This is a genomic window from Streptomyces vastus (assembly GCF_039532825.1).
GTDB lineage: Bacteria > Actinomycetota > Actinomycetes > Streptomycetales > Streptomycetaceae > Streptomyces > Streptomyces vastus.
Window position 1 is genome coordinate 99,755 of sequence record NZ_BAAASJ010000030.1, and the last position, 23,636, is coordinate 123,390.

The following is a 23,636-nucleotide window of genomic DNA, read 5'->3' on the forward strand; positions in this document are numbered from 1 at the left end:
GTTGACTCAGCGAAGATGTCATGTGCCTTGCGAGGAATATCAGTGTCCCGAAGGACACTTTGCGGGTGACTTCCTGAGTATCGCGATGATGGCTGCTTCCGTCCGGGACGTGATCTCCAGCTTGATGAAGAGGCTGGTGACATGCTTCTTCACGGTCCGTTCCGTGATGCAGAGACGGTCAGCTATCACCGTGTTCGACTGGCAGTCACCCAGTGCGGCGAGGACCTCGCGTTCGCGCTGCGTCAGGAGAGACAGATCTGCATTACGCACCCATGGCGGGATGCTGAACTCTCCGCAACGGACGCGAGTCTCTTCATGAATATATTTTCTGTCTGATGGCAGGCTCAATTTCGATCCCCCGTGACGACGGTCATCCGCCCGTTCGTTCGATTGCACACGACCCGGGCGGTTTGGTCAGAACCGCTGGCTGGTCGCAGGCCACTGTGGCACGGCGTGAACAGCGGGGCAAGAGTGCGATGTTGGGCCGGCGCCAATGCGACTCCGCAGGTTCAGCCCGGCGGATTCATGGACGGACGGCACGCACGTGTCGTGTCGCAGGGCCGAGTTGACTCGCCAGAGTCGCCGGACGCCACGGAGTCGACCGATCCTCAAAATTCCCGTCGGCAGGTACCCCCGGGATATGCCTTTCACGGATACTAAAACTTTCAATCGACATTGCATTAGCAATGTCAGCGGCATATGTTGCCGCAGAAGAATGGGGCCCGGGTCGGCGACCCGGGCCCGCGGGCCCCGCCCACGGCAGCCGCCTCGGCCGCCGTCATGGCGATGATCTGCCGCGGGGTCGCCCCGGCCAGCCGCAGCGCGGCGAGCCGCTGCTCGCGCCGGGCCGCCCCCAGCCGTCCGGCCGCCGCTGCCAGCACGATCACGGGCATCACCAGTAGCGCCACGCCCAGGACCGCCATCTGCTGGTCGGTCCCGGTGAACAGGCTCGGCTTGGTGGAGGAGAATCCGCGCGTCCAGCGTGGGGTGGTCAAGGGCGGTGGTGGACTCGGTGCCGGACAGCAGATAGGTGCCGACACCGCCGAGGGCGACCACGGCGCTCGCACCGCCGATGAGGCCGACGAGGAACTTGCGCTGCATCACGTACTCCTGAAGTCCGAGGAATGGAGCCCCTGTTGGCCGACTGCCGGCCAGGGGGAGGAAGTGGCTTCACCCTCGCCCGCGAGCCCGGGCGCGCGCCTCGGCCATTCGGCCGAGGCCGGTGCCGACGGCCCTCACTTACGGTGACTGCGAAGCCCTGACGGTCGCGGAAGCCCGATGGTTGTGTGCTGTTGGCCACGTGGTCACGGTCGTCGCCCCGTCATGCGCGACAGCTATCGTGGCGAAGCAAATCGAACGTGATGTACGTGAGCAAAGTTGGCGGAGGCTGGGACGTGTCGGACGAGGGACGGCTCGTTGCCGGGCGGTACCGGCTGGCCGAGCGGATCGGCCGTGGTGGCATGGGCACGGTGTGGCGCGCCGAGGACGAGGTCCTGGGCCGCCAGATCGCGCTGAAGCAACTGCACGCGCACCACCATCTGTCCGACGACGAACTGGCCACGCTGTACGAGCGCATGCGGCGCGAGGCGCGCAGCGCGGCCCGTATCACCCATCCCAACGTGGTCGTCGTGCACGACGTCGTCGACGACGGGGGGCTGCCCTGCATCGTCATGGAGTACGTGCCCTCGGTCACACTCGGCGACCTGCTCAAGGGCGAGAGGACCCTCCCGCCAGAGGAGGCGGCCCGGATCGGCCTCGGCATGATCGCCGCCCTGCGCGCCGCCCACGCCGCCGGAGTGCTGCACCGCGACGTCAAGCCCGGCAACGTACTGCTCGCCTCCGACGACCGCGTGGTCCTCACGGACTTCGGCATCGCGATGACGGACGGCACGTCGACGCTGACGAAGACCGGCGAGATGGTCGGTTCGATCGATTACATGGCGCCCGAGCGGATGCGGGGCCTCACCCCCGGACCGGCCTCGGACCTGTGGGCGCTGGGCGCCACACTCCACCAGGCGGTGGAGGGACGGCCACCGTTCCGCAAGGACACGGCTATGGAGACGGCGTACGCCATCGCCACCGACCCCCTGGGACCGATGACGCAGGCCGGTCCGCTGGAACCGCTCATCGAGGCCTTGCTGGTCAAGGAGCCGGACGGGCGGCCTTCGGCGGAGCAGACGGAGCGGGCGCTGCAGGCCATACGGGCCGGGCAGCCGACGGAGGTGCATCGGGCTGCGGCGTTCGCGGGCACGGGGACGCGGACGGGCTCGGTGACTGGTTCGACACCCGGTTCGGTGATGGGCTCAGACGGAGGCCGGGGCCGAGGGACGGACATGCCGGACGCGTCAGAGGTGCCGGACGTGCCGGGCACGCCCACCAGGACCGGCGACGGCGGGGGCGGCCGGAGCCGCAAGCGCCGCGCCCTGCTCTGGAGCACCGTGGCGGCGGCGGTGGCGGGCGCGGCCGTCGCAGGCGCGCTCTACGTGACGACGTACGAGGGCGGGACGACCGACGACGCCGCGCCGAGCCCCGGTACGACCACCGCACCGCCGTTCAAGCCCCCGCCCGTGCCCGAGGGCTACCACCTGGTCCGCGACAAGCGCCACGGCGTCGCCTTCCCCGTCCCGGACGGCTGGAAGCTCAACAGAAAGACCCCCGAAGGGGTCAGCTACATCGACCCGACCAAGCTGGCCGAGATCACGGTCGGCGTCGTGGACCCCGCCGGCTCGCACCCCGTCGAGCACTTCAAGACCATCGAGGCCAACACCAAGGTCAACTATCCGACGTCGTACCGGAAGCTGCGGATGCAGAAGACCTCGTTCCGTGGACAGCCCGCGGCGGTATGGGAGTTCACGTTCCAGGGCCGCGCCCGGGCGTTCCGCGCCATCGACCTCGGGTACGGCCGGGAGGGCGCCAAGGAGTACGACATCTACCTCTCGGCCCCGGACGCCCAATGGGCCGGCTACCGCCCCGTCTTCGACAAGGTCAGGAACGGCTTCACCACGACGGGCTGAGGCGAAGACGTACAGCCGCAGCACCAGGAAGCGCCCGATACCGGCGAGCCCGGAGGCGCTGAGGTACACGGCCTGCTCGGTCAGCATCCCGGGCGACGACTGGACCGCGTGGAGAGCGAACATCGCCGCACAGGTCACCAGATAGGCCGCTGCGGCCGATCCCGCGGACTGCCAGTGCTGACGCCATCCGGCCCGCCGCCCGGCCCCGAAGGTGAAGCGTGCGTGCAGCTCCGTGCAGAGGAGAGTGGAGCCGACGGTGATCAGGGCGTTCGCCACCGCCCAGGGCATCAGCGCGGCCAGCAGCCCCACGGCACCACTGGAGAGGACCCCGATCCCGCCGCCGCACAGGACGAAGCGGGCGAAGGACGCGAGGGGACCGGGGCGAGCGGGGGATGCGGATGCGGATGCGGCCGAACTCGGGCGTATGTCGGCCGCGTTCATGACTTTCCTTCCGGCAGGTGGGAGCGGTGAACCTCTGGGATCAACTGCTCCAACCCTGCCGCGACCAGCTCACGAGCACGATGACGCCCACTCCCGAACCGAAGGTAGGGCTGGCTCTACCACGAAGGCGGGGGCACTCCGCCCGAAGGTCGCCGAAGGGCGCCCGCGATCGCCTCAGCGCCCCGCCGCCTCCTTGCGCAGGAACCGCCTCAGCCGGGCCTCCGGCCACGTGTTGATCACGTCCTCCTTGGTGAGCCAGCCCCGCTGCGCCGTGCCCACGCCGTAACGCATGTTGTCCAGGTGAAGCATCGCGTGGGCATCGCTGTCGACGGCGAACTTCACCCCGTGCCGCTTGGCCCGCAGGATGTCCTCGTCGCGCAGGTCCAGCCGGTCGGGGTGGGCGTTGACCTCCAGCGCCGTACCGGTGCGCGCGCAGGCGGCGAAGACCGCGTCGAGGTCGACGTCGACACCCGGCCGCTTGCCGAGGATCCGGGTGGTGGGGTGACCGATGATGGTGACGTACGGGTTCTCGCAGGCCCGTACGATCCGACGGGTCAGCGCCTCACGCCCCTGGTTGAAGTGCGAGTGCACCGAGGCCACACACAGATCGAAGCCGGCCAGGAACTCCTCGGGCCAGTCCACGCCGCCGTCCGGATCGATGTTCAACTCCACGCCGTGCAGCAGCCGCATACCACCCCGCTTGCCGCGCTTTGCGTACTCCCCGTCGAGCTCCCGTACACGCTCCCGCTGGGCCAGCATCCGTTCGTCGGTCATCCGCTGCATGTACAGGTTGGGCCCGTGATCGGTGATCGCGTAGTAGGCGTAGCCGCGTTCGGCGGCCGCGGCGATCATCTCCTCGAGCGGAGCAAGGCCATCGGTGAGGTCGGTGTGCGTGTGCAGGTCACCCCGGATGTCCGCCTCCGTCACCAGGTCGGGCAGCTCGCCACGCAGCCCCGCCTCGATCTCGCCGCGGTCCTCGCGCAGCGTCGGCGGGATCCACGGCAGGCCGAGCCGGGCGTACACCTCCTCCTCGGTCTTGGAGACGATCTTCTCCCCGCTCTCGGCGTCGAACAGCCCGTACTCGGAGAGCTTGAGCTTCTGGTGGACGGCCAGCTCCCGGGTGCGGATGTTGTGCGCCTTGCTCCCCGTGAAGTACTGGAGGGCCGCGCCCCACGAGTCCGGCGGTACGACGCGCAGGTCAACGGACAGACCCTTGGTGGTGCGGATCGACGTCTTCTTCTCGCCGTGCGCGATGACCTCCGAGACATACGGCAGCTCGGTGAACGCCCGCATCAGCGGCGCCGACCTGGCGGCCGCGGCGAGCACGTCGATGTCGCCGATCGTCTCGCGGAAGCGGCGCAGCGACCCGGCGTACGTGCACCGCCGGCAGCCGGTCACCCGGGACAGTTCGGCGACGATGTCGTCGGCGAGGTCCATGGCGACATCGAGCAGGACGCGGTCTCCGGAGGACTGGAGGAGTTCGATGCCGTGGAGGATGTTCTCCTCCGTCTTCGGCCCGAAGCCCTTCAGGTCGCGCAGCCGTTCCTCGTGGATGGCGTCGGCCAGTTCCTCCACGGAGGAGATGCCCAGCTCCTCGTACAGGACGCTGGCCTTCTTCGGGCCGAGCGTGGGGATGGCCGTCAGCCGCCGGACCCCGGCGGGGATCTTCGCCCGCAGCTCCTCGACCGCGGACACGCTGCCGCTGCGGAAGTACTCGACGATCTTCTCGGCGATCGACTTGCCGACGTTGGGGATCTCCTGGAGGCCCTTGACGTCGAGGGTGGACACCTCGGCGTGGTAACCGCCGACGGCGCGGGCAGCCTTCTCGTAGACACGCACCCTGTACGCGTCTCCTCCAGTGATCGAGATCAGATCCGCGTACTCGGAGAGCAGCGCGGCGACCTCGTCGTTGGACCGAGCCACATATCCAGGGTAGGCACGCATCGGGCGACGGCACGCGCCGGGCTGACGGGCTGAAGCCACCGAAGGCCGCCGGTACGTACCGAGGCGCGGTGCCGGTGCCCCTGAGGCCCGCGCCTCGGTACGTACCGGGGCGGGTCCCAGGGACACCGTCGTCTCCTACGGGGCGTCGATCAGATCGTGCGGCGGCACGGTCACCGTGCGGGCACCCTGCTCACCGCCGATGATCACCTTGCGCAGCGCGACGTTGTTGCCGGTGTTCGTCTCCTGAAGGCGCTTCTCCGGGTTGGCGATGACCTGGATGTAGTACGTGCCGTTCGGCAGGTCGGTGATGTCGAAGGACTGGCCGGGACGGTACTGGCTGTAGGTGTCGCCGGAGCCGACGTCGAGGACCTCGCGGACGGAGATCGCGTTCTTCTCACCGCAGGCGGTCTCCAGATCGGTGTTCTCCGGGTGCCAGTTGGCGTTCTTCACCGTGTAGTCGATCGCGTCGGTGTTGGCCAGGCAGAAGGCCTCCTTGCCGCTGCGCACCTCCTTGGTCTGGTCCTCGCTCAGCAGCCGGTAGCTCGCGAAGTCCGTGAAGTGCCAGTGCTCGTGCTCGTCCCGCGCGTCCCACTCCATGGTGCCGGTGGGCGCGTACCCGACCTGCTTGCCGTCGGCGTCGTAGAAGTACTGGTACGCATCCATCAGGTCCTTGCCGGGGCTGCGGAAGCCGTCCACGACGAGCGGGGAGGGGCCGGCGTTCCAGACGGTGGCGCTGAAGGCGAGGTAGTCCTTGCCCGCCACGTCACCGTCCTCGCCATCGGTGATTTCGATGCCCCAGGCGGGCACCGAACGCAGGTCCGGCTTGGGCACGTTCGCCGCGACACCCGCCCGGCCGGTGGGCCGCTTGGCGTTGGGCTTCGGCTCGGCCGCGGGCGCGATGGGCGAGCCGTCGGTGTAGCCGGGTCCGTCGCCCGGTTGGGGCGTCACGCCGCGGTCCTCCAGCGCGTGCGACACGGCGGGCGGGGCCGGCTCGTCGGCGCCGCGGGGACCCTGCTGGGAAGAGGCGTCCGCGTCGTGCCCGGCGGCCTGGTGCCCTCCGGAGGGGGCCGAGGACCGCGAGGCGGCCACTCCCTCGCCGTCCTCGAAACTGTTCTCACGGACCGTCAACTTGATGGTCGGCCGGTCGTCGGGGATACCGAACAGGTCGCGGTACTTCTTGGCCACCGCCACGTTCGCCGTGTACTCGCCCGCCGGCAGGTCCACCTCCGACCCGTAGTCCCACCGCGTGGTGTTGGACGCCCAGCCCTTCTCGACGCCCCACACCGAGCCCAGCGTGAACGGGTTGGTGGAGCAGCCCTGCGGATACTTCGACGTGGCGGGGGCGTCCGGCCGGATCCGCCCGGAGGCGTTGTTCGGGCAGAAGGTCTGCTTCGTCTTCGAGACCTCCTCGCCGGCCGCGTTCTTGACCGACACCTCCAGGAAGCCGGGCAGACCGGAGAAGTCCTTCATCAGCCCGGCGGGCAGTTTCTTGGCCTTCGTCTTCGTTCCGTCGTGAATGATCTGCTGGGCGACGATGGGATCCTTGTACGACTTCCGGGTCACCTTGAACTCCAGCGGCGCGCCGTCGACCGTGACGTACGTGCCGAGGTCCAGAGTGACCCCTTCCTCCCCCTCCCAGCGGTCGAGCGTCAACGAGTCCGACGCGGCGATCAGCTTGAGCTTCGGCTTGCCCGCCGTTCCCGCCTCCGCCGCCCCGGCCCCGGGGGCGGCTCCCGCCCCGGCGACGACGGCGGTGAGCGCGAATCCCGCGGCTAATGCCGCACGCTTCGGGCGATTGCGGTGCTGCTGTCTGGTCATGTGTTCCTAGTTTGCGAGAGTCATGATCAAGCATGTGAGCAACCTGTGAGAGTCGTGATGAGGGTGTGGGGTTGCCTTTGAGGACGAACTCGCATCACGAGGCAGGCGGGGCCGGCCGTCATCCACGGTCGGCGAGCGCGTCCGCAGGGGCCGTACGCAGCGCCCGTCGGGTGGGCAGTTCGATGGTGACGAAGGCGAGGCTGATGATCGTGAGCGCTGTGGCGGGCAGCAGCCAGGCCGGGCCCGCGGCCCAGGGGCGGTCGAGGAAGCCGATGCCCAGCAGGGTGAGGGGGATCGCGGACAGGACCAGGCCCGTGGTGACGGCGGCGACGCCGATCACCGCGGCCTCGCGGCGCATCATCGCGCGGATCTGACGTGGCGTCGTGCCGTTCAGGCGCAGTGTGGCTATCTCACCGCGGCGTTGGGCGGTGGTGGCGACGAGCTTGTTGGCGATGCTGAGGAGGAGGTAGCCGAGGAGTACGACGATGGTGGCCAGGTTGATCCACACCTCGGGCGGGGCCTCGCTCAGGCTGCCGCCCGCTGCGGTGTCGGTGGGCTCCAGCGCCAGGCCAGGGCGGGATTCCACCAGCTGCGCGAGGTTGCGCTGTGCCGTCGCCGTGCCGTCCGTGCGAACGAGGATGCTCTCGTCGAGGCTCGTGGCGGTGTGGCCGTTCGCGAGGTGCTGGGAGAGGACGAGAGGGCCGAAGCCGAGGCCCCGGGCGTAGACGGCGACGACCCGAGGGGTCACGCGGGTGCCGTCGCCGAGGATCAGACTGACCCGCTTGCCGAGTTCCGCACCGCGCGAGCGGGCGACGTCGCTGCTGACCGCGATGGTGTCCCCGGTGAGCCGGTCCAGGCTGCCGGACCGTACGTCGAGGTCGAGGACGGCCGGTGCGGCCGGGGTCAGGATCATCGCGGAGGCGGATTCGACCTCGTTCTCGCCGAACAGCTGGTAGCGCCAGACCACGGTGGTGTTGCCGACGGGCGCCGCGGCCTGTACGCCGGCGGTCTCCTGCACGGCGGAGAGCGTGCCGTCGGGCAGTCCGCCGAGATCCGGCGCACCGAGGCGTTGCTGGGCGAGGGTGCCGGTGCGGACGTCGTCCGAGGTGGCGGTCATCACGGTCGTCTGGGTGAGGGTGTACGTCAGGACGAACACGACCGCCATGGCGAGGGCACTGACGACTCCCGCGATGCGCAGGGCGTAGCCGCGGACGTTGGACATCGCCAGCCAGGTCGGCGCGGAGGCGCCGGGCCGCAGACGCCGGGACAAGGTGTCGCCGACGAGCCGGACGAGGGCGGGGCCCGCCATGGCCAGGCCGATCGCCCCGATGATGCCGGCCATGGAGGTGGCGGTCGCGCCGAGCACGGTCCGGGCCAGCAGCGGTGCGACCGAGAGTGCGGTCGCGGCGACGATGAGCAGCAGGCCGATACGGGTCCGGATGCGGGACGGGTTGCGGGGTTCGGTGCGCGACTCGGCGACCGCCTCGGTGGCCGGCATCCGGGACGTACGCCATGCGGCGCCCCTCGCCGACAGTTGGACGGCGGCGGCGAGCAGGAGGGCCGTGGCGAGCGCGGGCAGCGGGCTGGTCGTCAGGGGGAGGCCTTCCGGGAGCACGCCGCGTTCGGCGAGCTGTCCCCGGAACTGTCCGGCCAGCAGGTAGCCGAGGGCCACTCCGGGCACGAGAGCCAGGGCCGCGATGACCATGGCCTGGGCGGCGGCGAGGCGGCGGATCTGCTTCGGGGTCGCGCCGACGGCCCGCATCAGGGCCAGTTCGCGGCGCTGCCCGGCGAGCGACACCCCCAGCGCGCCTGCCATGACGAACCCGGTGATCAGCAGGATGACACCGGCCATCGAGCCGGCGAGCAGGATCAGCAGGGACCGCGCGGCCACCGCGTCGGGCGCCGCCAGGTCACCGCGGTCCGCGCCGGTGGCCACCACCAGGTCCGTGTCGCGCAGTTGGTCGCGGACGGCTGAGGCGACCGAGTCGGTGGCGCCGGGTTCGGTACGCAGTCCGATCAGGTCGACCGTTCCGGCACGCGGCCCGCTGTCGCGGCCGGCGAGCCGCTCGGCCGTCGGGTCGGCGAAGAAGACTCCGGCTCCGGGCGCGTCGACCACGCCCGAGACGCGGTACTCGGCTGCGGCCCGGCCTGCCGCGACGACCTCGACCCGGTCGCCCGCCCGGACACCTGCGGCGGCGGCCGTGTCGCTGTCCACGGCGACCTCGCCCGAATCGGCCGGCTTCCCGCCGTCGACCCGGGCGTCCTGAAGCAGCCCGGTCGAGGACCAGCCGTGTCCGACCGTCCTGGGATCTTCGGCCGGTACGACCCGGCCGTGGGCGTCGACGAGGGCCGCGGGGAAGCTGACGTCGCCGGCCACGCCGGTGACACCGGGCACGTCGGCCAGCCGGTCGACCAGGCGCGCCGGTACCGTGCCGCGTTCCGGCAGCGCGATCGGCAGGTCCCCGCCGGGCCGGTAGGTCTGATCGGCCGAGACCACGACGTCCGCACCGCCGAGCCGGCCGGCCGGCAGATGCGAGCGCAGTCCGGACTCGGCCAGCACCCCGGTGCCGGTGATCAGCACCGCACCACCGAGCACCGCACACGCCACGGCCAGCAGCGCCGTGATCCGGTGCCGTGCCATGCGTACCGCGAGATGCAGCATGATCTATCCCTCTCCCAGTGCGACGAGCCGGCCGGCCAGCTCGGGTGCCGTGGGCGCGTCCAAGGTGTCCACGACCCGGCCGTCGGCCATCACAAGCGCCTGGTGCGCCTGAGCCGCGGCGGCCGGGTCGTGGGTGACCATCACCACCGTCTGGCGCAGCTCGTCGACGAGGTCGCGCAGCAGGTTCAGCACCTCGTGGGCGCTGCGCAGATCCAGCGCGCCGGTCGGCTCGTCGGCGAACACCACGGCCGGCCTGGTCACCAACGCCCGTACGATCGCGGCCCGTTGCTGCTGGCCGCCGGAGAGTTCGGCGGGCCGGTGCGTCAGCCGGTCGCCGAGGGCGACCCGCTCGATCAGGGTCCGCAGCCACTCCTTGTCCGGGGCCCGTCCCGCAAGCCGCAGCGGCAACGTGATGTTGTCCGCGACGCTGAGCGAAGGCACCAGGTTGTAGGACTGGAACACGAAACCGATGCGCTCGCGCCGCAGTTCGGTCCGGCGGGTCTCGTTCAGGCCCGCGATCTCGTGACCGTCGATGCGGACGCTGCCCGCGGTCGGGGCGTCCAGTCCCGCCGCACAGTGCATCAACGTGCTCTTGCCGGATCCCGAGGGCCCCATCACGGCGAGGAACGTGCCGCGTTCGACGGTCAGGGACACGTCGTCGAGGGCACGTACCCCTCCGGGATACGTCTTGGTGAGGTGCGCAAGGGCGATGGCCGGGGTGTGCCCCGGAACCGTCGAGGGAGCCTCAACTCCCCTCAGTACCTTGCTCATCGACGACCCCGCAGGCCCTGAACGACCAGTGCGGTCAGGCAGACCGCGGTGACGGCGCCGGAGGCGAGGTGCAGAGGCGTGCTGGAGGCGTACGAGGCCACCATGTTGCCGACCACGCTGATCACCAACACCACCCAGAGGAGGGTGCGCGCGACTCCGGACCCGGACACGACGGGGAGCGGCTCGCTGACGGGGAGCGGCTTGCCGATGGTCTCGGCGTTGGGGTCGATGTTGGAGTCGACGGACGGGTTGGCGTACGTCCCGGGGGCAGGGGTGAGGCGGTAGGGGTCGGCCATTTTCGGGCTCCTGTTCCTGGTTGCCGCGGAGGGGCGCGGCCGGTTCCGGTGTCGTCACCGACGCTATGAATCGCGAGCGCTCGCGGCCGAGCCCGCCTGCCGCCCGGTTCGGGGTACAGCAGGCTGTACTTCCCGGGGCTTCCTGGGGCCTTGAGCTGACGGCCAACTGATCGGCGGCCTAAGGTCGTTGCCCGAGGAGGACCCCATGTCGAGCCAGCGGTACGCGTCTGACGGCGCCCCAAAGACCCGTATCCGGGACATCGTTGTCCGGTCAGCCGGCGCCGCCCTCGTCGCGCTCGAAAAGCTCGCCGGCGGATTCGGTACCGCCGTCCTGGCGCTGATCGTCCTCCTCCTGGTGACCGTCACCGCCGTGGCCTCCCTGGCGGGAGTGGGGCTGCTGATGGCGCCCGCCGCCCTGCGCGCCCTGCACGCCGTCGCCGAGCGCGAACGTGACCGGCTCACCCGATGGGGTCCGGAGCTGATCGGCCCGGGACCCGCACCGACTCGGCTGCGCCCGGCCCTTGCCAACCCCGCCACCCGGCGGGAGCTGGGCTGGCTGGCCACGCACGGGACGCTGGGGCTGCTCCTTGGCCTGCTCGGAGTGCTGTTGCCCGTCGTTGCGATTCGCGACACCGCGTTCCCGCTGCTGTGGCCGTTCGCGCCCGAGAACGCGACGAGCACGTCCATCGGGATCGGCAACGCGCAGACCTGGCTGGACGCCTTGGCCGTCACCCCGCTGGGCCTGGCCTGGATCGCCATCATCGTGGGGCTCGGGCCGGGCATGGCGCGGTTGCAGGCGCGGCCGGGACGCCGGCTGCTGGCGGCAGGCCCCGACGCGGACCTGTCCCTGCGGGTCGCGGAGCTGACCGCCACCCGGGCCGCCGCCCTCGACGCCCACGCGACCGAACTGCGCCGTATCGAGCGCTCGTTGCACGACGGCACCCAGAACCGGATCGTCAACGTCACCGTCCTGCTCGGCGCCGCCCGCCGCATGGTGGCCCGCGACCCGGCGGGCGCCGACGAACTCCTCGAACGCGCGCAGAGCGCCGCCGAGGGGGCGCTGGCCGAACTGCGCTCGGTGTCCCGGAGCATCCTGCCGCCGGTACTGGACGACCGGGGACTCGAAGGCGCGCTGGCCGGGCTGGCCGCGGACTGCCCGGTGCCCTGCCGCGTCGACGTCGAGACAACCGCGAGGTGCGCGGCATCCGTCGAGGCGACCGCCTACTTCATCGTGGCCGAAGCCCTGACCAACATCGCCAAGCACAGCAGGGCCCAGCACGCCACCGTCACCGTCCGCAGCCACGACGGCCGACTGCACCTGCAGATCAAGGACGACGGCCAGGGCGGCGCGGACGAAGCCGGCGGCTCGGGCCTGACCGGTATGCGCCGCCGCATAGCGGCCCACGACGGCACTCTCACCCTGACCAGCCCGCCCGGCGGGCCCACAACCCTCGAGGTGGACCTCCCATGCGGATCGTGATCGCCGAGGACGACCCTCTGCTGCGCGAAGGGCTCGCACTGCTGCTGCGGGCGGAGTCGCTCGACGTGGTGGCCACCGCCGGTACGGCCGACGGGATCCTCGACGCCATCGACGTACACAAGCCCGATGTCGCCATCTTCGACGTACGGATGCCCCCGACCCATACGGACGAGGGCATCGTCGCGGCGGTCGAGGCCAGACGCCGTCGGCCGGACCTGGCCGTGCTCGTGCTGTCCGCGTACGTCGAGCAGAGCTTCGCCACGGAACTGCTCACCGGCGGCGTCACCAGCCTCGGTTATCTGCTCAAGGAGCGGGTCGGGCGGGTCGAGGAGTTCCTGGACGCACTGCGGCGCGTGGCGTCCGGCGGCACCGCTATCGACCCCGAGGTCGTCGCGCAGCTCTTCACTCGCAGCCGCCACGACACCCGCCTGGAACGCCTCAGCCCCCGCGAACGCGACGTACTCGCCCTGATGGCCGAGGGCCTCGGCAACTCCGCCATCGCCGAACGCCTCGTCGTCACGGACGGCGCCGTGCACAAGCACATCCGCAGCATCTTCGCCAAGCTCGACCTGTCCCCCACCGACCAGGTGGACAGGCGCGTCGCCGCGGTCCTCCGCTACCTCGAGGACGTACGCCGCCGCGCCTGACCGACCGCCCGACGCGGCGAACTAGGCAGGAACAGCAACGCCGTTGAACGTCGTCTCGGGCGTCTGAGGGCTGGTGAACCGGGCGTTGACGAGATACAGCCGGTCCCCCCAGCGGGCGGCAGTGGTCGGCACGTCGAACCGGGGATCGGTGATCGTCCGCTTCAGCGTGGCCGTGGTGACCTTCGCGTCGAGGTCCCAGACACTGATCAGGTTCTGCCGGTTCTGCACGACGTACAAAGTGCGGCCTATACGCAGCAGACCGTCGCCGTTGGCCACATCGGCCTGCCCCTTCAGCGCGATCTTCTTCGCCTCACCGGTCTTGATGTCCACGTGGTAGAGCTCGCCCGGCGTGCTCTTGACGACGATCAGACCGCGGCCGTCAGGGGTTTCGACGATGCCGTTGGCGTTGTTCACGTCGGGCGTCTGCACCCAGTCACCACCGAGCGGCAGACTGCGTACCTCGCCGCCCCGGCCGCGGGGTACGCCGTACAGCACGGCGTTGCGGGAGTCGGTGAGCCAGGCGCGGTCGCCGAGGAGTATGACGTCGTTGACGAACGTGGCCGTGCTGTCGGTCAGTTGGTACGTGGACTTGAGCCTGCCGCTGCGGGAGTCGACGATGCGCGCGGTGCCGCCGGCACCTCCGGCGAGGTACAGCAGACCGTCGTGGTCCAGCTTCAGCCCGATGGACGCCGTGCCGGTGGCTCCCTCGAAGAGGACGCCGCCCTTGCCGGTGCGCAGGTCGGTGCGGTAGACGGCGCCGTTCGCGCGGGAGCCCATGTAGGCGTACGGCTTTCTGCCGATGGTGATGCCCTCGGGCAGCCAGCCGTCCGGGAGCGGGAACTCGGTCGGCCACGCACTCTTTACGGTTCCGGCGGCGGCACTGGCCGTGCCGGCACCGGCGGCCAGCGTGAGCGCGGCGGCGGCCCCGCCGAGAACGGTGCGCCGGGATGGCCGGGCTTGGTTCGGGGACATGGTTCCGGGCCTCCATGAAGGTGGGGGTGAAACTCTGCGAACTCGGCAACTCAGCGATCTGGTAGTGCACTTGGAGACATCGAGAACCAGACCGAGCCCAGCTCCCGAACTCTGCCCGCTCGAACGCCCCGCCCCACACGAGAGTTCCCCTTGGAATCCTCCCCTCCTGCAAGGGAGGGGAGTCCTGGCTGGCCGCCTCCTGGAGCAGCGCTCCAGGAGGACTTCTGCCAGCATCTTGTCGAGCTGAGCCTGGCCGCAGGTGGCCTTCTGGCCGGAGCCTTGTTGTGCAGGTGTACGGCCTTGGATTTGGCGACGCATTCGTTCCACAGCCAGCGGCATCGGTCCCACTCCGCCGCCAGGGCGGTGCGAGCGGCGGCAGACACGCGCAGCCGGTAGCTGTACCGGGCCTGCCCGGCCTCCGCAGCCGCCGTCACCTGCGCCACCTCGCCCCTTTCACGGCCCCGGCCGAGAGTTTCACTGTGGCGCGCCTGTGGTCATGGGCCGGTCGATATCGGATCGCGTGAGACAGGTGCGCGCTGGCACGCTGCCTGCATGGATCACGCGGAGGTACTGCTCATCGGAGGGCGGGCCGGAGTCGGCAAGACGACGGTGGGGTGGGAGGTTTCGGCGTTGCTGCGGGCTGCGGCGGTCCCGCATGCGGTCATCGACGGTGACTTCATGGGACAGGTGCATCCGGCACCGGAGGGGGACCCTCACCGCTCGGAGATCACGGAGAGCAATCTGACTGCCGTGTGGGCGAACTACGCCCGGCGCGGCTACCGCCGACTGATCTACACGAACACTCTGAGTGTGCTGCCCGAGACGACGGGAATGTTCGAGCGCGCCCTGGGTCCGGGCGTCCGGATCGTACGGGTCCTGCTCACCGCCTCCGATGCCACCGCCCACGAGCGGCTGGTCCGCCGGGAACTGGGTTCGGAGCTCGAGCAGGAGCTGGCGGGCAGTGCACGCAAGGCGCGACTGCTGGACCGACGGGCCCCAGCGGACACCATGCGGGTGGTGACAGACGGGCGGCCTGTCGTGGACATCGCCCGCGAGGTGGTGGCCGCCACCGACTGGACCGGATGGCAATCCGCTCGCTCTGCAAGGCACGGCGGGTGACGCAGGTCATAACCGTCCGTGTCATACGCAGCGCGCTCCCCCGTCGTGTCCCCTGCGCAAGGCTCTAACTTGCTTAACTAAATCAACGTACTTACATTTTATGGCATCGCGCATACCGACCGCCCACCCGGAGGCCCGACCATGTCCCACGCACAACCCCGCACCGCCACCACCGGCGCGGCAGCGCCACCGCGGCCGAACGTCGTGGTCGCGGTGCTGGCCTTCGGCGGGATCGTGGTCTCGCTGATGCAGACCCTTGTCATCCCGATCGTTCCGGAGCTGCCCACCCTCCTGAACGCCCCGGCGTCCGACACCGCCTGGGCCGTCACCGCCACCCTGCTCGCCGCCGCCGTCGCGACGCCGATGATGGGGCGGCTCGGCGACATGTACGGCAAGCGCCGGATGCTGCTGGTCAGCCTGGTCATGCTGGTGGCCGGGTCGATCACGGCCGCGCTCAGCGACTCCCTGGGCCCGATGATCGTCGGGCGTGCGCTGCAGGGTCTGGCCTCCGGTGTCATCCCGCTCGGCATCAGCATCATGCGCGACGAACTGCCCGCCGAACGGCTCGGTTCCGCCACCGCGCTGATGAGCGCGTCGCTCGGCGTCGGCGGCGCCCTCGGTCTGCCCGCCGCCGCGCTCATCGCCGACAACTTCGACTGGCACGTACTGTTCTGGGCCTCGGCCGGCATGGGCGCCGTCGCCCTGCTGCTCGTACCGGCCCTTGTACCGGAGTCGCAGGTGCGCACCGGAGGACGGTTCGACCTGATCGGCGCGATCGGGATGGCGGCGGGGCTGGTGTGCCTGTTGCTGGCGATCTCCAAGGGCGGGGACTGGGGCTGGGACAGCCGCACCACCCTCGGCCTGTTCGGTGCGTCCGCCGTGATCCTGCTGGTGTGGGGCCTTTTCGAGCTGCGCACCAAGGAACCGCTGGTCGACCTGCGGACCACCGCGCGCCGTCAGGTGCTGTTCACCAACCTCGCCTCGATAGCCGTCGGCTTCGCGATGTTCGCGATGTCCCTCGTCATTCCGCAGCTCCTGCAGTTGCCTGAGGCGACCGGATACGGTCTGGGCCAGTCGCTGCTCGCCGCCGGTCTCGTCATGGCGCCGTCCGGCCTGGTGATGATGGCCCTGGCCCCGGTCTCCGCGGCCGTCTCCAAGGCCAAGGGCCCCAAGGTGACGCTGATGATCGGCTCCCTGATCGTGGCCGGAGGCTACGGACTGAACATCGTGCTGCTGGACGAGGTCTGGCACTTCATCCTCGTGTCCTGCGTCATCGGCGCCGGTATCGGCTTCACGTACGGTTCGATGCCCGCGCTGATCATGAGCGCCGTGCCCGCGTCCGAGACGGGCGCCGCGAACAGCCTCAACACCTTGATGCGGTCCATCGGTACGTCGGTCGCCAGCGCGGTCGCCGGGGTCATCCTGGCGCAGATGACCACCACCTTCGGTTCCACCGCCCTGCCCTCCGAGGACGGCTTCAAGGCGGTCCTGGGCATCGGTGTCGGCGCGGCCCTTCTCGCCTTTGTCGTCGCCTCGTTCATCCCGCGACGGCAGCCGGTCGCGGCCGAGGCGGCCGGAACTTCCGGGACGCCGGACGGTGACGGGAGCGCGGACGACGCCGCCGCACTGGCCGTTCCCGCTGCCGCCGACGCAGGTGCGTCCAGCGTGCCGGTCACCCTTCCGCAGCCCCGCCGGCCCCTGGACGCGGCGGCCTTGGATGACGACGACACGACCGGCGTCCCCGTCCGCGGACACGTCCGCGGGGCGGAGAGCGCGCCCGTGTCCGGTGCCGCGGTGACGCTGATCTCCCTCGAGGGGCGGCAGCTCGGCCGGGCGGTCGCGCAGGGCGACGGCTCGTACGGTGTGCGGGCGCCGGGCGCCGGTTCGTACGTCCTGATCGCCGTGGCCGACGGCTACCGGCCGCAAGCCGCGACCGTCGTCGTAGGGGACGCCCCGGTGACGTACGACGTCCTGCTGAGCGGCACCAGCGGGCTTGCCGGGGTGGTGCGGTCGGCGGACAGCGGGGTGCGGGTCGCCGGGGCCGTGGTCATCGTGACCGATGTCCGTGGCGAGGTGCTGGCCAGTGGGGAGACGGACGCCATGGGCGAGTTCACCGTCCCGGACCTGGTGCCGGGGACGGTGACCCTCGCGGTCAACTCGGCCAAGCACCGGCCGCTGGCATTGCCCGTCGAGATCGGCGGCGCGGGGGCCACCCGTGTGGAGGTCGAGCTGCATCCCGGTGCGCAGGTACGGGGCACGGTGCGCGGCGCGGGTGCTCCGCTGAGCGACGCGCGGGTCACGCTGATGGACGCCGCGGGCAACGTGGTCGCCACGACGACGACCGGCGTCGAAGGGGCGTACGCCTTCTCCGACCTGGACAGCGGGGACTACACGGTCATGGCGACCGGCTACCCGCCGAAGGCCACCGCGGTGACCGTCTCCGGCGGTGGCGTCGACGGCCATGACATCGAACTGGCCCACGGAGGCGAGTAGTTCGGCCGGACTGGACGGCAAACGGCACGCACGGAAGAGAAGAGAGACGCGATGGCACTCAGCGCACGGATACGCACCCGGGACGGCTGGGCCGTGCCGCACGCGGTGGTCATGGTGACGGACATGACCGGCACGCAGATCCTGCGCGCGGAGGCGGACGCCGAGGGCGCCGTCAGGGACGACGCGCATCTCGAGCCGGGCTCGTACACGGCGATCGTGACCGCGGTGGGGTACGCGCCCGCCGCCTCGACCGCGCTCGTCACGGCGAGCGGTCGTGCGGAGCTCGGCCAGATCGTCCTCGGCCGGCAGGCGGGCGTCGAGCTGCCGCCGCCGGGTCCGTGGACGATCGACCCCGCCCACTCCTCGGTGGAGGCGGTGGCCCAGCATCTGGGGCTGTCCAGCGTGCACGGCCGTTTCACCGGCTTCGGCGGTCGCATCGAGATCGGCGAGGACGCCGGCAAGTCCCGGGTCGAGGCGTCCGTCCGCGCCACCTTGGGCGGGCAGAGGTTGCCTGCCCCGGGCTCGGCCTTGCTGTCCGTCAGGCCGCCGCGCGGGCGAAGCGGAGGGTGGTGGTAATGGTGGTCAGGCCGCGCATCATGCCCATCTGGTTCCAGGAGATGCCGAACTCGGTGCGGTCGACGGTCAGTTCGGCAGCCAGGGTGACCGCGTCGGCTGACGAGTCGGTGGCGCGGGCGGTGAAGGACACGGGGCGGCTGACGCCGCGTACGGTCAGCTGACCGGAGACCTCAACTGTGTCGTCCGTACGCGGGACGCAGCTGCGCACGGCGAAGGTGATCGCGGGGTGCCGGTCCACGTCGAAGAAGTCGGCAGAGCGCAGGTGCTTGTCGCGCTTGGTGTGCTTGGTGTCCAGGGAGGCGGCGTCGACAGTCACCGTGCCGCTGGCGGAACCGTCGGGGCGGACCTCGCCCTCGCCCGTGATCCCCGCGAAGGTGCCGTTCACGGTGACCATGCCCCACATCGTCTTCTGCCGGACGGCGACGGTGGAGCGGGCGGGGTCGAGCTGCCAGAGGCCGGTTTCGACTGCGACGGACATGAGGTTTCTCCTGACGGGGGCGTGCGTGACTGGTCACTGAAGGAGGTTATCCAAATTTGGACAGTCACACGCTAGCCCGTTATCCAAAATTGGACAACCGTTAGACTTGAGCATCATGGCCGACTCCACCGCCCCCACCGACCTGCCCGAGCGTGATCCATCGGGCGAGTCCTCTGGCGCTCCCACGGGCGAGGGCGGGCTGCTGCCGACGGAGCTGCGCGCCTGGATGCATCTGCTGGCCGCGGCCGGTGCGGTCGAGCAGCAGCTGCGTTCCCGCGTCAAGGACGCCCTCGGGATCTCGCACGACGAGTTCCTCATCGTGTGCCTGCTGGCCGACCAGCCCGGAGGCGGGCTGCGGATGACCCGCATCGCCGAACTCCTGGGCCGCCCCAAGACCCGGCTGACGTATCAGGTCGCCTGCCTCCAGCACGCCGGACTCGTCACCAAGGGTTCGGTCTGTGGCGACAGGCGCGGCATCGAGGTGACCCTCACCGAGAAGGCACGCCGGCTCCTGAAAGACACCTCGCCCCCTCTCGCGCACGCCGTCACCGACGCCGTCACCCGCGCCCTCGGCCCCGAGCAACGCGCTGCCCTGTGCGGCCTGCTGCCGGGCACAGCGGACACCGACCGCCAGCCGGACGAGCCGCCGGACAGGAGGGCCCTGTGACCGAGCAGCCCGCACCACTCCCGCTCACCGGCGTGACCGTCGTGAGCGTCGAGCAAGCCGTGGCCGCCCCCTTCGCCACCCGCCAGCTGGCCGATCTCGGCGCACGGATCATCAAGGTGGAGCGGCCGGGGGAGGGGGACTTCGCCCGGCGGTACGACACCACAGTCGACGGAGAGTCCAGCTATTTCGTATGGCTCAACCGGTCCAAGGAATCCCTCACCCTCGACCTGAAGTCGGCACAGGGGCGGGAGATCCTGGAGCAACTGCTCGGCGGGGCCGATGTGTTCGTCCAGAATCTGGCCCCGGGTGCGGCCGCCAGGCTGGGGCTGAGCGCGACGGATCTGGCCGCACGGCACCCCTCCCTCATCCCCTGCTCCATCTCCGGTTACGGAAGCAGCGGACCCTGGGCGAACCGAAAGGCGTACGACCTGCTCGTGCAGTGCCAGACCGGGCTGGTCTCACTGACCGGGAACGAGCACGGAGCGGCCCGCGCGGGGGTGTCGGTCGCCGACATCGCCGCGGGGATGTACGCGTACTCGGGCATCCTCACCGCCCTCTACACCCGCGCGACCACCGGCGTCGCCCGGGCCGTGGAGGTGTCCCTCTTCGAAGCGCTGGCCGAGTGGATGAGCCAGCCCGCCTACTACACCCGCCACAGCGGAACCCAGCCGCCCCGCATCGGCACCCAGCACGCCACCATCGCCCCGTACGGCGCGTTCACCGCGACCGACGGCAAGGACGTGCTGTTCTCGATCCAGAACGAACGCGAGTGGGTCGCGCTGTGCGAGCGGTTCCTGGAACGTCCTGAGCTCATCGAGGATCCGCGGTTCGCGACCGGCTCGGACCGGGTGGCGCACCGCGACGAGCTCAACGCGATCGTCGCCGAGCGGTTCAGCCGGTCCGGCAGCCGCGAGGTGGAGAAGCTGCTGGACGAGGCCGGTATCGCGAACGCCGGGGTCAATGACGTAGAGGAGTTCCTCGCCCATCCCGTACTCAGCGCGCGGGAGCGATGGCAGGACGTACGCCTGCCCGGCGGCGGTGCGGTGCCGGCGCTCCTGCCACCGGTGGACCTGGCCGGCACGACCGCCCGCATGGACCCCGTCCCCGCAGTCGGCGAGCACACCGAAGGGATCCTGGCCGAACTGGGGCACAGCGCGGAGGCCATCGATGGCCTCCGCGCCGCCAAGGTCGTCTGACGCGGCCTCGGACGTCAGTCGCAGTAGACGTCCCGCCCCGGCCGCTCCCCCATGGCCAGGAATCGGGACACGGTCCGGTCGCCGCACTCGTTGCCGTTGGCGAGGTAGGCGTCATGGCCGGTGGAGTTCACGGTCACCATGGTGGCGCGCTTGCCGAGGGCGCTACGGAGCTTCAGGGCGCCGCTCAGCGGAGTGGCGCGAAACGCCCCATCCTGCCAACTGGCCTATGTTGAGGGGGGGTTTACCCGAGTTGGGAATGGGGTTTTCCAACGTCTGAGCCGGGGCCGTGAGCGATCACGCTGAGCGTGCGCCTTGCGTGCAAGGCATATTGTTTTGCCCATGCCGCAAGACGACCATGGTGAGCTCGACAGCCTCGTACGCAAACGGATCCGCGCCCTGCGTATGGCGCAGGGCTGGTCCCTCGACGAGCTGGCCACCCGCGCCCGGCTCAGCCCGTCCACGCTCAGCCGCATCGAGAACGGTCAGCGCCGCCTCGCGCTGGATCAACTCGTCACCCTCGCCCGCGCCCTGGACACCTCGCTCGACCAGCTGGTCGAGACCGCCGCCGACGATGTCATCTCCAGCCCGGTGATCGACGCGGCCCACCAGCGGATGCAGTGGCTCATCCGTGCGGACCCGGGCATGACCGTCATACGTCAGCGCATGACGGACCCGCCGCCCGACAGCCCCTCGCGCATGCGTGCCCACCCCGGCCGTGAATGGCTCGTCGTCCTCTCCGGTACTGCCGTCCTCCTGCTGGGCAACCGGCGCCTTCGCGTGGAGACCAACCAGGCCGCCGAGTTCCCGACGATGCTCCCGCACGCCATCGGCGCCGAGGGCGGGCCGTGCGAGGTCCTGGGCATCTTCGACCGTGACGCCCGCCGCGGGCACCAGCGCAGCGAGGGTGCCGAATGACGGGCTTCTTGCGCAGACGGCAGGCCCGGTGGCCATCGTCTTGCTCTTTCGGGAAGCGGCCACGTCACGCGCCCGTGATCCTCTTAGCGTCGTCGGCATGACTCACACATCCCAGCGCGCCTCGCACGATCACCAAGGGCACGGAACCGACCAGCACGGAGCGGACCCCGACGCCGACGGCCAGGCGGAGATCCTCGACCTGGACGCCGAGGTGCTCGCCGAGTACATCGCCTCCATCACCGCATGGTTGCCCGTTGGAGCCGCCCCTCGTCACATCGTGGATCTGGGCTGCGGGACCGGGACCGGCACCTTCGCACTGCTCAAGCGCTTCCCTCATGCCGAGGTGACCGCCGTCGACACCTCGGCCGGGCACCTGCACCGCCTGTTCGAGAAGGCCACGACGGAAGGCGTGGCCGACCGGGTGCGCACCGTCCAGGCCGACCTCGACGCGACCTGGCCCGACCTCGGCACGCCCGAACTGGTCTGGGCATCAGCCTCCATGCACCACATGGCCGATCCTGACCGCGCCCTGGGCCAGGTCCGCAACACGCTTGCGCCGGGCGGGCTGTTCGTCGTCGTCGAACTGGCCGGCTTCCCCAGGTTCCTGCCCGAAGACGCCCCCGAAGACCGTCCCGGTCTCGAGGAACGCTGCCACGCCGCGCTTGCGCGGCAGCACGCCGAACATGTGCCGCACCGGGGCGCCGACTGGGGAGCCAAACTCACCGCTGCCGGCTTCACCGTCGAGGCCGAACGCACCGTCAGCGTGAACCTTGGCCCGCCCCACACCGACGCAGTTGGCCGCTACGCGCTCAGCAGCCTGCGCCGGCTGCGCAGCGGTGCCGCCCAGGCGCTGACAGCCGAGGACCTCGGGGCACTCGACCGGCTGCTCGACGCCGAGGGGCCGCACAGCGTTCTGCGGCGCGGCGACCTGACGGTGCGCACGGAGCGCATGGTGTGGGCCGCGCGGCACGCCTCCGGCGGTTGATCGGGGCGGCCTACGGGGGTGGTTCGTTCGGTTCGTGGGCGGGTGCGGGTGCGTTGTGGCTTGTCGCGCCCCGCTCAACCACCAGAGGCACTTGTCGGGCGGACCATCACGCAGTCGAACTCCACAACCCGCCCTGTGGCCGGTTCGCGGGTCACCGGGTACATGCCCGTGATCTCGAAGCCCGCCTCCTCGTACACCGCGACAGCCTCGTGCATTTGCGGGCTGCCCTCGTAGAGCCGGAGGAGGGCGACCTCCGACTGCATGCCGACGAAGTCGTCGATGCGTTTGCCGGCGCCCGCGAAGACCTCCAGGTCGTAGCCCTGGGTGTCCATCTTCAGGTAGGGCCGCGGATCGGTGAGGCCGTCCAACGCCTCGTCCATCACCGCGTCCAGGCGACGGATCTCGATCTGCTCCATGGTCGACTTGGCGAACCGCTTGTAGCGGCCCTTGCCGTACTCGGTGGGCGGGAGAAGGGAGTTCATGGAGTTCCAGTTGGAGTGGATCTCCATGGTGGCTTCTTCGCGGCCGAGGCCGCAGTTGTAGACGTGCCAGTCGGGGTCGTTCTCCGCCTTCTTCTGCAGCTTGGCGAAATGCTCTGCGGTGGGCTCGAAGGAGACGATGCGGCCGGTGTAGCCATGGCGGCGCAGGCGGCTGCCGTACTGGCCGGCGTTGGCGCCCACGTCGAAGACGCAGTTCACCTGGTACTTGTCCAGCAGACCATTCACGTGGTGCGCGCACAGGTAGTCGGCGGCGGCGAGCTGGAGGACGCGTTCGTCGCCCTTCGCCGCGTCCGGGTCGAACAGCAGGTGCGCCCCGGTCTGCCCGAGCGCGACGCTCTTCCACTTCGCCGACTTCGGCTTGGCCTTGGACCCCGCTGTACGACCGCGGGTCACCAGCCACGCGTCGCCACCGACAGGCGTTACGGCGTAGGCGCTACTTCGGCGGGCCAGCAGGTCCGCGCCCGCCTCCAGAGAGATCTGGGCACGCCCGCGGCGCCGGGAGACCAACGCCTCTCCGGGGCCAAGATCGAGTACCTGCACCCCGAGCTTGGGGGCCAGCTTGAGTAGTCGCCTGAAAAGGGTCTGCATCCAGACACCCTTACACGCGAGCAGCCGTTCGTTGAAGCGATCGCTTAACTTCCCGTTCAAGTAACGCCCTGTTC

Annotated in this window: 19 protein-coding genes and 4 pseudogenes; 10 read left to right on the forward strand and 13 right to left on the reverse strand. The window is 70.3% G+C overall.

The features are described 5' to 3' along the window. Positions 1–39: 39 nt before the first annotated feature. Together ABD357_RS44700 and ABD357_RS14045 are read right to left on the reverse strand one after the other, a co-directional pair. Positions 40–396 carry a response regulator transcription factor gene (locus ABD357_RS44700; protein WP_425584863.1) on the reverse strand — a complete coding sequence of 119 codons (357 nt, stop codon included), beginning with the start codon at positions 394–396 and terminating at the stop codon, positions 40–42. A gap of 293 nt (positions 397–689) precedes the next feature. Continuing rightward, on the reverse strand, positions 690–995 hold the full coding sequence (locus tag ABD357_RS14045) for a hypothetical protein (protein ID WP_425584864.1): 306 nt from the start codon (positions 993–995) through the stop codon (positions 690–692). Between the two features lie 399 nt (positions 996–1,394). Between ABD357_RS14045 and ABD357_RS14050 the strand changes: the two genes are divergently transcribed. Beyond that, entirely contained in the window at positions 1,395–3,014 is a 1,620-nt protein-coding gene (locus ABD357_RS14050) for a protein kinase domain-containing protein (RefSeq protein ID WP_344390261.1), read from the forward strand. On the opposite strand, the pseudogene ABD357_RS14055 reads toward ABD357_RS14050, so the two are convergent. The 6 genes and pseudogenes from ABD357_RS14055 to ABD357_RS14080 all read right to left on the reverse strand — a co-directional run. After that, a pseudogene (locus ABD357_RS14055) lies at positions 3,006–3,455 on the reverse strand (GtrA domain-containing protein); the annotation flags it as partial. The gene ABD357_RS14050 and the pseudogene ABD357_RS14055 overlap by 9 nt on opposite strands. Positions 3,456–3,629: 174 nt before the next feature. Further along, positions 3,630–5,378 carry a DNA polymerase/3'-5' exonuclease PolX gene (polX, locus tag ABD357_RS14060; protein WP_344390175.1) on the reverse strand — a complete coding sequence of 583 codons (1,749 nt, stop codon included), beginning with the start codon at positions 5,376–5,378 and terminating at the stop codon, positions 3,630–3,632. Between the two features lie 156 nt (positions 5,379–5,534). Beyond that, on the reverse strand, positions 5,535–7,217 hold the full coding sequence (locus ABD357_RS14065; protein ID WP_344390176.1) for a lysyl oxidase family protein: 1,683 nt from the start codon (positions 7,215–7,217) through the stop codon (positions 5,535–5,537). Positions 7,218–7,335: 118 nt separating this feature from the next. Beyond that, on the reverse strand, positions 7,336–9,879 hold the full coding sequence (locus tag ABD357_RS14070; RefSeq protein WP_344390177.1) for an FtsX-like permease family protein: 2,544 nt from the start codon (positions 9,877–9,879) through the stop codon (positions 7,336–7,338). 3 nt (positions 9,880–9,882) lie between these two features. Then, positions 9,883–10,650 carry an ABC transporter ATP-binding protein gene (locus ABD357_RS14075; RefSeq protein ID WP_344390179.1) on the reverse strand — a complete coding sequence of 256 codons (768 nt, stop codon included), beginning with the start codon at positions 10,648–10,650 and terminating at the stop codon, positions 9,883–9,885. Continuing rightward, positions 10,647–10,946 carry a hypothetical protein gene (locus ABD357_RS14080; protein WP_344390180.1) on the reverse strand — a complete coding sequence of 100 codons (300 nt, stop codon included), beginning with the start codon at positions 10,944–10,946 and terminating at the stop codon, positions 10,647–10,649. The genes ABD357_RS14075 and ABD357_RS14080 overlap by 4 nt, the downstream gene beginning before the upstream one ends. A 205-nt stretch (positions 10,947–11,151) precedes the next feature. On the opposite strand from ABD357_RS14080, the gene ABD357_RS14085 reads away from it, so the two are divergent. Together ABD357_RS14085 and ABD357_RS14090 are read left to right on the forward strand one after the other, a co-directional pair. Further along, positions 11,152–12,426: a sensor histidine kinase gene (locus tag ABD357_RS14085; protein ID WP_344390182.1), complete on the forward strand. Its 1,275-nt coding sequence runs from the start codon at positions 11,152–11,154 to the stop codon at positions 12,424–12,426. Beyond that, the gene (locus ABD357_RS14090; RefSeq protein WP_344390184.1) at positions 12,414–13,073 is read left to right on the forward strand and encodes a response regulator; all 660 of its coding nucleotides are present in this window, start codon (positions 12,414–12,416) and stop codon (positions 13,071–13,073) included. Before ABD357_RS14085 ends, ABD357_RS14090 begins: the two co-directional genes overlap by 13 nt. A gap of 21 nt (positions 13,074–13,094) precedes the next feature. On the opposite strand, the gene ABD357_RS14095 is transcribed toward ABD357_RS14090, so the two are convergent. Then, positions 13,095–14,045 carry an SMP-30/gluconolactonase/LRE family protein gene (locus tag ABD357_RS14095; RefSeq protein ID WP_344390263.1) on the reverse strand — a complete coding sequence of 317 codons (951 nt, stop codon included), beginning with the start codon at positions 14,043–14,045 and terminating at the stop codon, positions 13,095–13,097. A 228-nt stretch (positions 14,046–14,273) separates the two neighbouring features. Continuing rightward, positions 14,274–14,488: pseudogene (locus tag ABD357_RS14100) on the reverse strand (RNA-guided endonuclease TnpB family protein); the annotation flags it as partial. A gap of 109 nt (positions 14,489–14,597) precedes the next feature. On the opposite strand from ABD357_RS14100, the gene ABD357_RS14105 reads away from it, so the two are divergent. From ABD357_RS14105 to ABD357_RS14115, 3 genes and pseudogenes are all read left to right on the forward strand, one after another. Then, the gene (locus tag ABD357_RS14105; RefSeq protein WP_344390185.1) at positions 14,598–15,164 is read left to right on the forward strand and encodes an ATP-binding protein; all 567 of its coding nucleotides are present in this window, start codon (positions 14,598–14,600) and stop codon (positions 15,162–15,164) included. A 141-nt stretch (positions 15,165–15,305) separates the two neighbouring features. Further along, positions 15,306–17,657, forward strand: a complete 2,352-nt coding sequence (locus tag ABD357_RS14110; RefSeq protein WP_344390187.1) for an MFS transporter — start codon at positions 15,306–15,308, stop codon at positions 17,655–17,657. Positions 17,658–17,708: 51 nt separating this feature from the next. Further along, positions 17,709–18,146: pseudogene (locus ABD357_RS14115) on the forward strand (carboxypeptidase-like regulatory domain-containing protein); the annotation flags it as partial. Positions 18,147–18,195: 49 nt separating this feature from the next. Here the strand turns inward: ABD357_RS14115 and ABD357_RS14120 are convergent. Next, on the reverse strand, positions 18,196–18,711 hold the full coding sequence (locus tag ABD357_RS14120; protein WP_344390189.1) for a YceI family protein: 516 nt from the start codon (positions 18,709–18,711) through the stop codon (positions 18,196–18,198). A gap of 115 nt (positions 18,712–18,826) precedes the next feature. Between ABD357_RS14120 and ABD357_RS14125 the strand changes: the two genes are divergently transcribed. Together ABD357_RS14125 and ABD357_RS14130 are read left to right on the forward strand one after the other, a co-directional pair. Then, positions 18,827–19,378 (forward strand): MarR family winged helix-turn-helix transcriptional regulator, encoded by a 552-nt coding sequence (locus ABD357_RS14125; protein ID WP_344390190.1) that lies wholly within the window; start codon positions 18,827–18,829, stop codon positions 19,376–19,378. Continuing rightward, positions 19,375–20,574 (forward strand): CaiB/BaiF CoA transferase family protein, encoded by a 1,200-nt coding sequence (locus ABD357_RS14130; protein WP_344390191.1) that lies wholly within the window; start codon positions 19,375–19,377, stop codon positions 20,572–20,574. Before ABD357_RS14125 ends, ABD357_RS14130 begins: the two co-directional genes overlap by 4 nt. A 14-nt stretch (positions 20,575–20,588) precedes the next feature. On the opposite strand, the pseudogene ABD357_RS14135 reads toward ABD357_RS14130, so the two are convergent. Further along, positions 20,589–20,771: pseudogene (locus tag ABD357_RS14135) on the reverse strand (alpha/beta hydrolase); the annotation flags it as partial. A gap of 142 nt (positions 20,772–20,913) precedes the next feature. Here ABD357_RS14135 and ABD357_RS14140 point away from each other — a divergent pair. Together ABD357_RS14140 and ABD357_RS14145 are read left to right on the forward strand one after the other, a co-directional pair. Next, positions 20,914–21,489 carry a helix-turn-helix domain-containing protein gene (locus ABD357_RS14140; protein ID WP_344390193.1) on the forward strand — a complete coding sequence of 192 codons (576 nt, stop codon included), beginning with the start codon at positions 20,914–20,916 and terminating at the stop codon, positions 21,487–21,489. Positions 21,490–21,586: 97 nt separating this feature from the next. Beyond that, complete coding sequence (locus ABD357_RS14145) at positions 21,587–22,474, forward strand: class I SAM-dependent methyltransferase (protein ID WP_344390194.1); 888 nt, start codon at positions 21,587–21,589, stop codon at positions 22,472–22,474. A gap of 74 nt (positions 22,475–22,548) precedes the next feature. Here ABD357_RS14145 and ABD357_RS14150 read toward each other — a convergent pair whose 3' ends face one another. Next, positions 22,549–23,562, reverse strand: a complete 1,014-nt coding sequence (locus ABD357_RS14150; protein WP_344390196.1) for an FkbM family methyltransferase — start codon at positions 23,560–23,562, stop codon at positions 22,549–22,551. Positions 23,563–23,636: the final 74 nt, after the last annotated feature.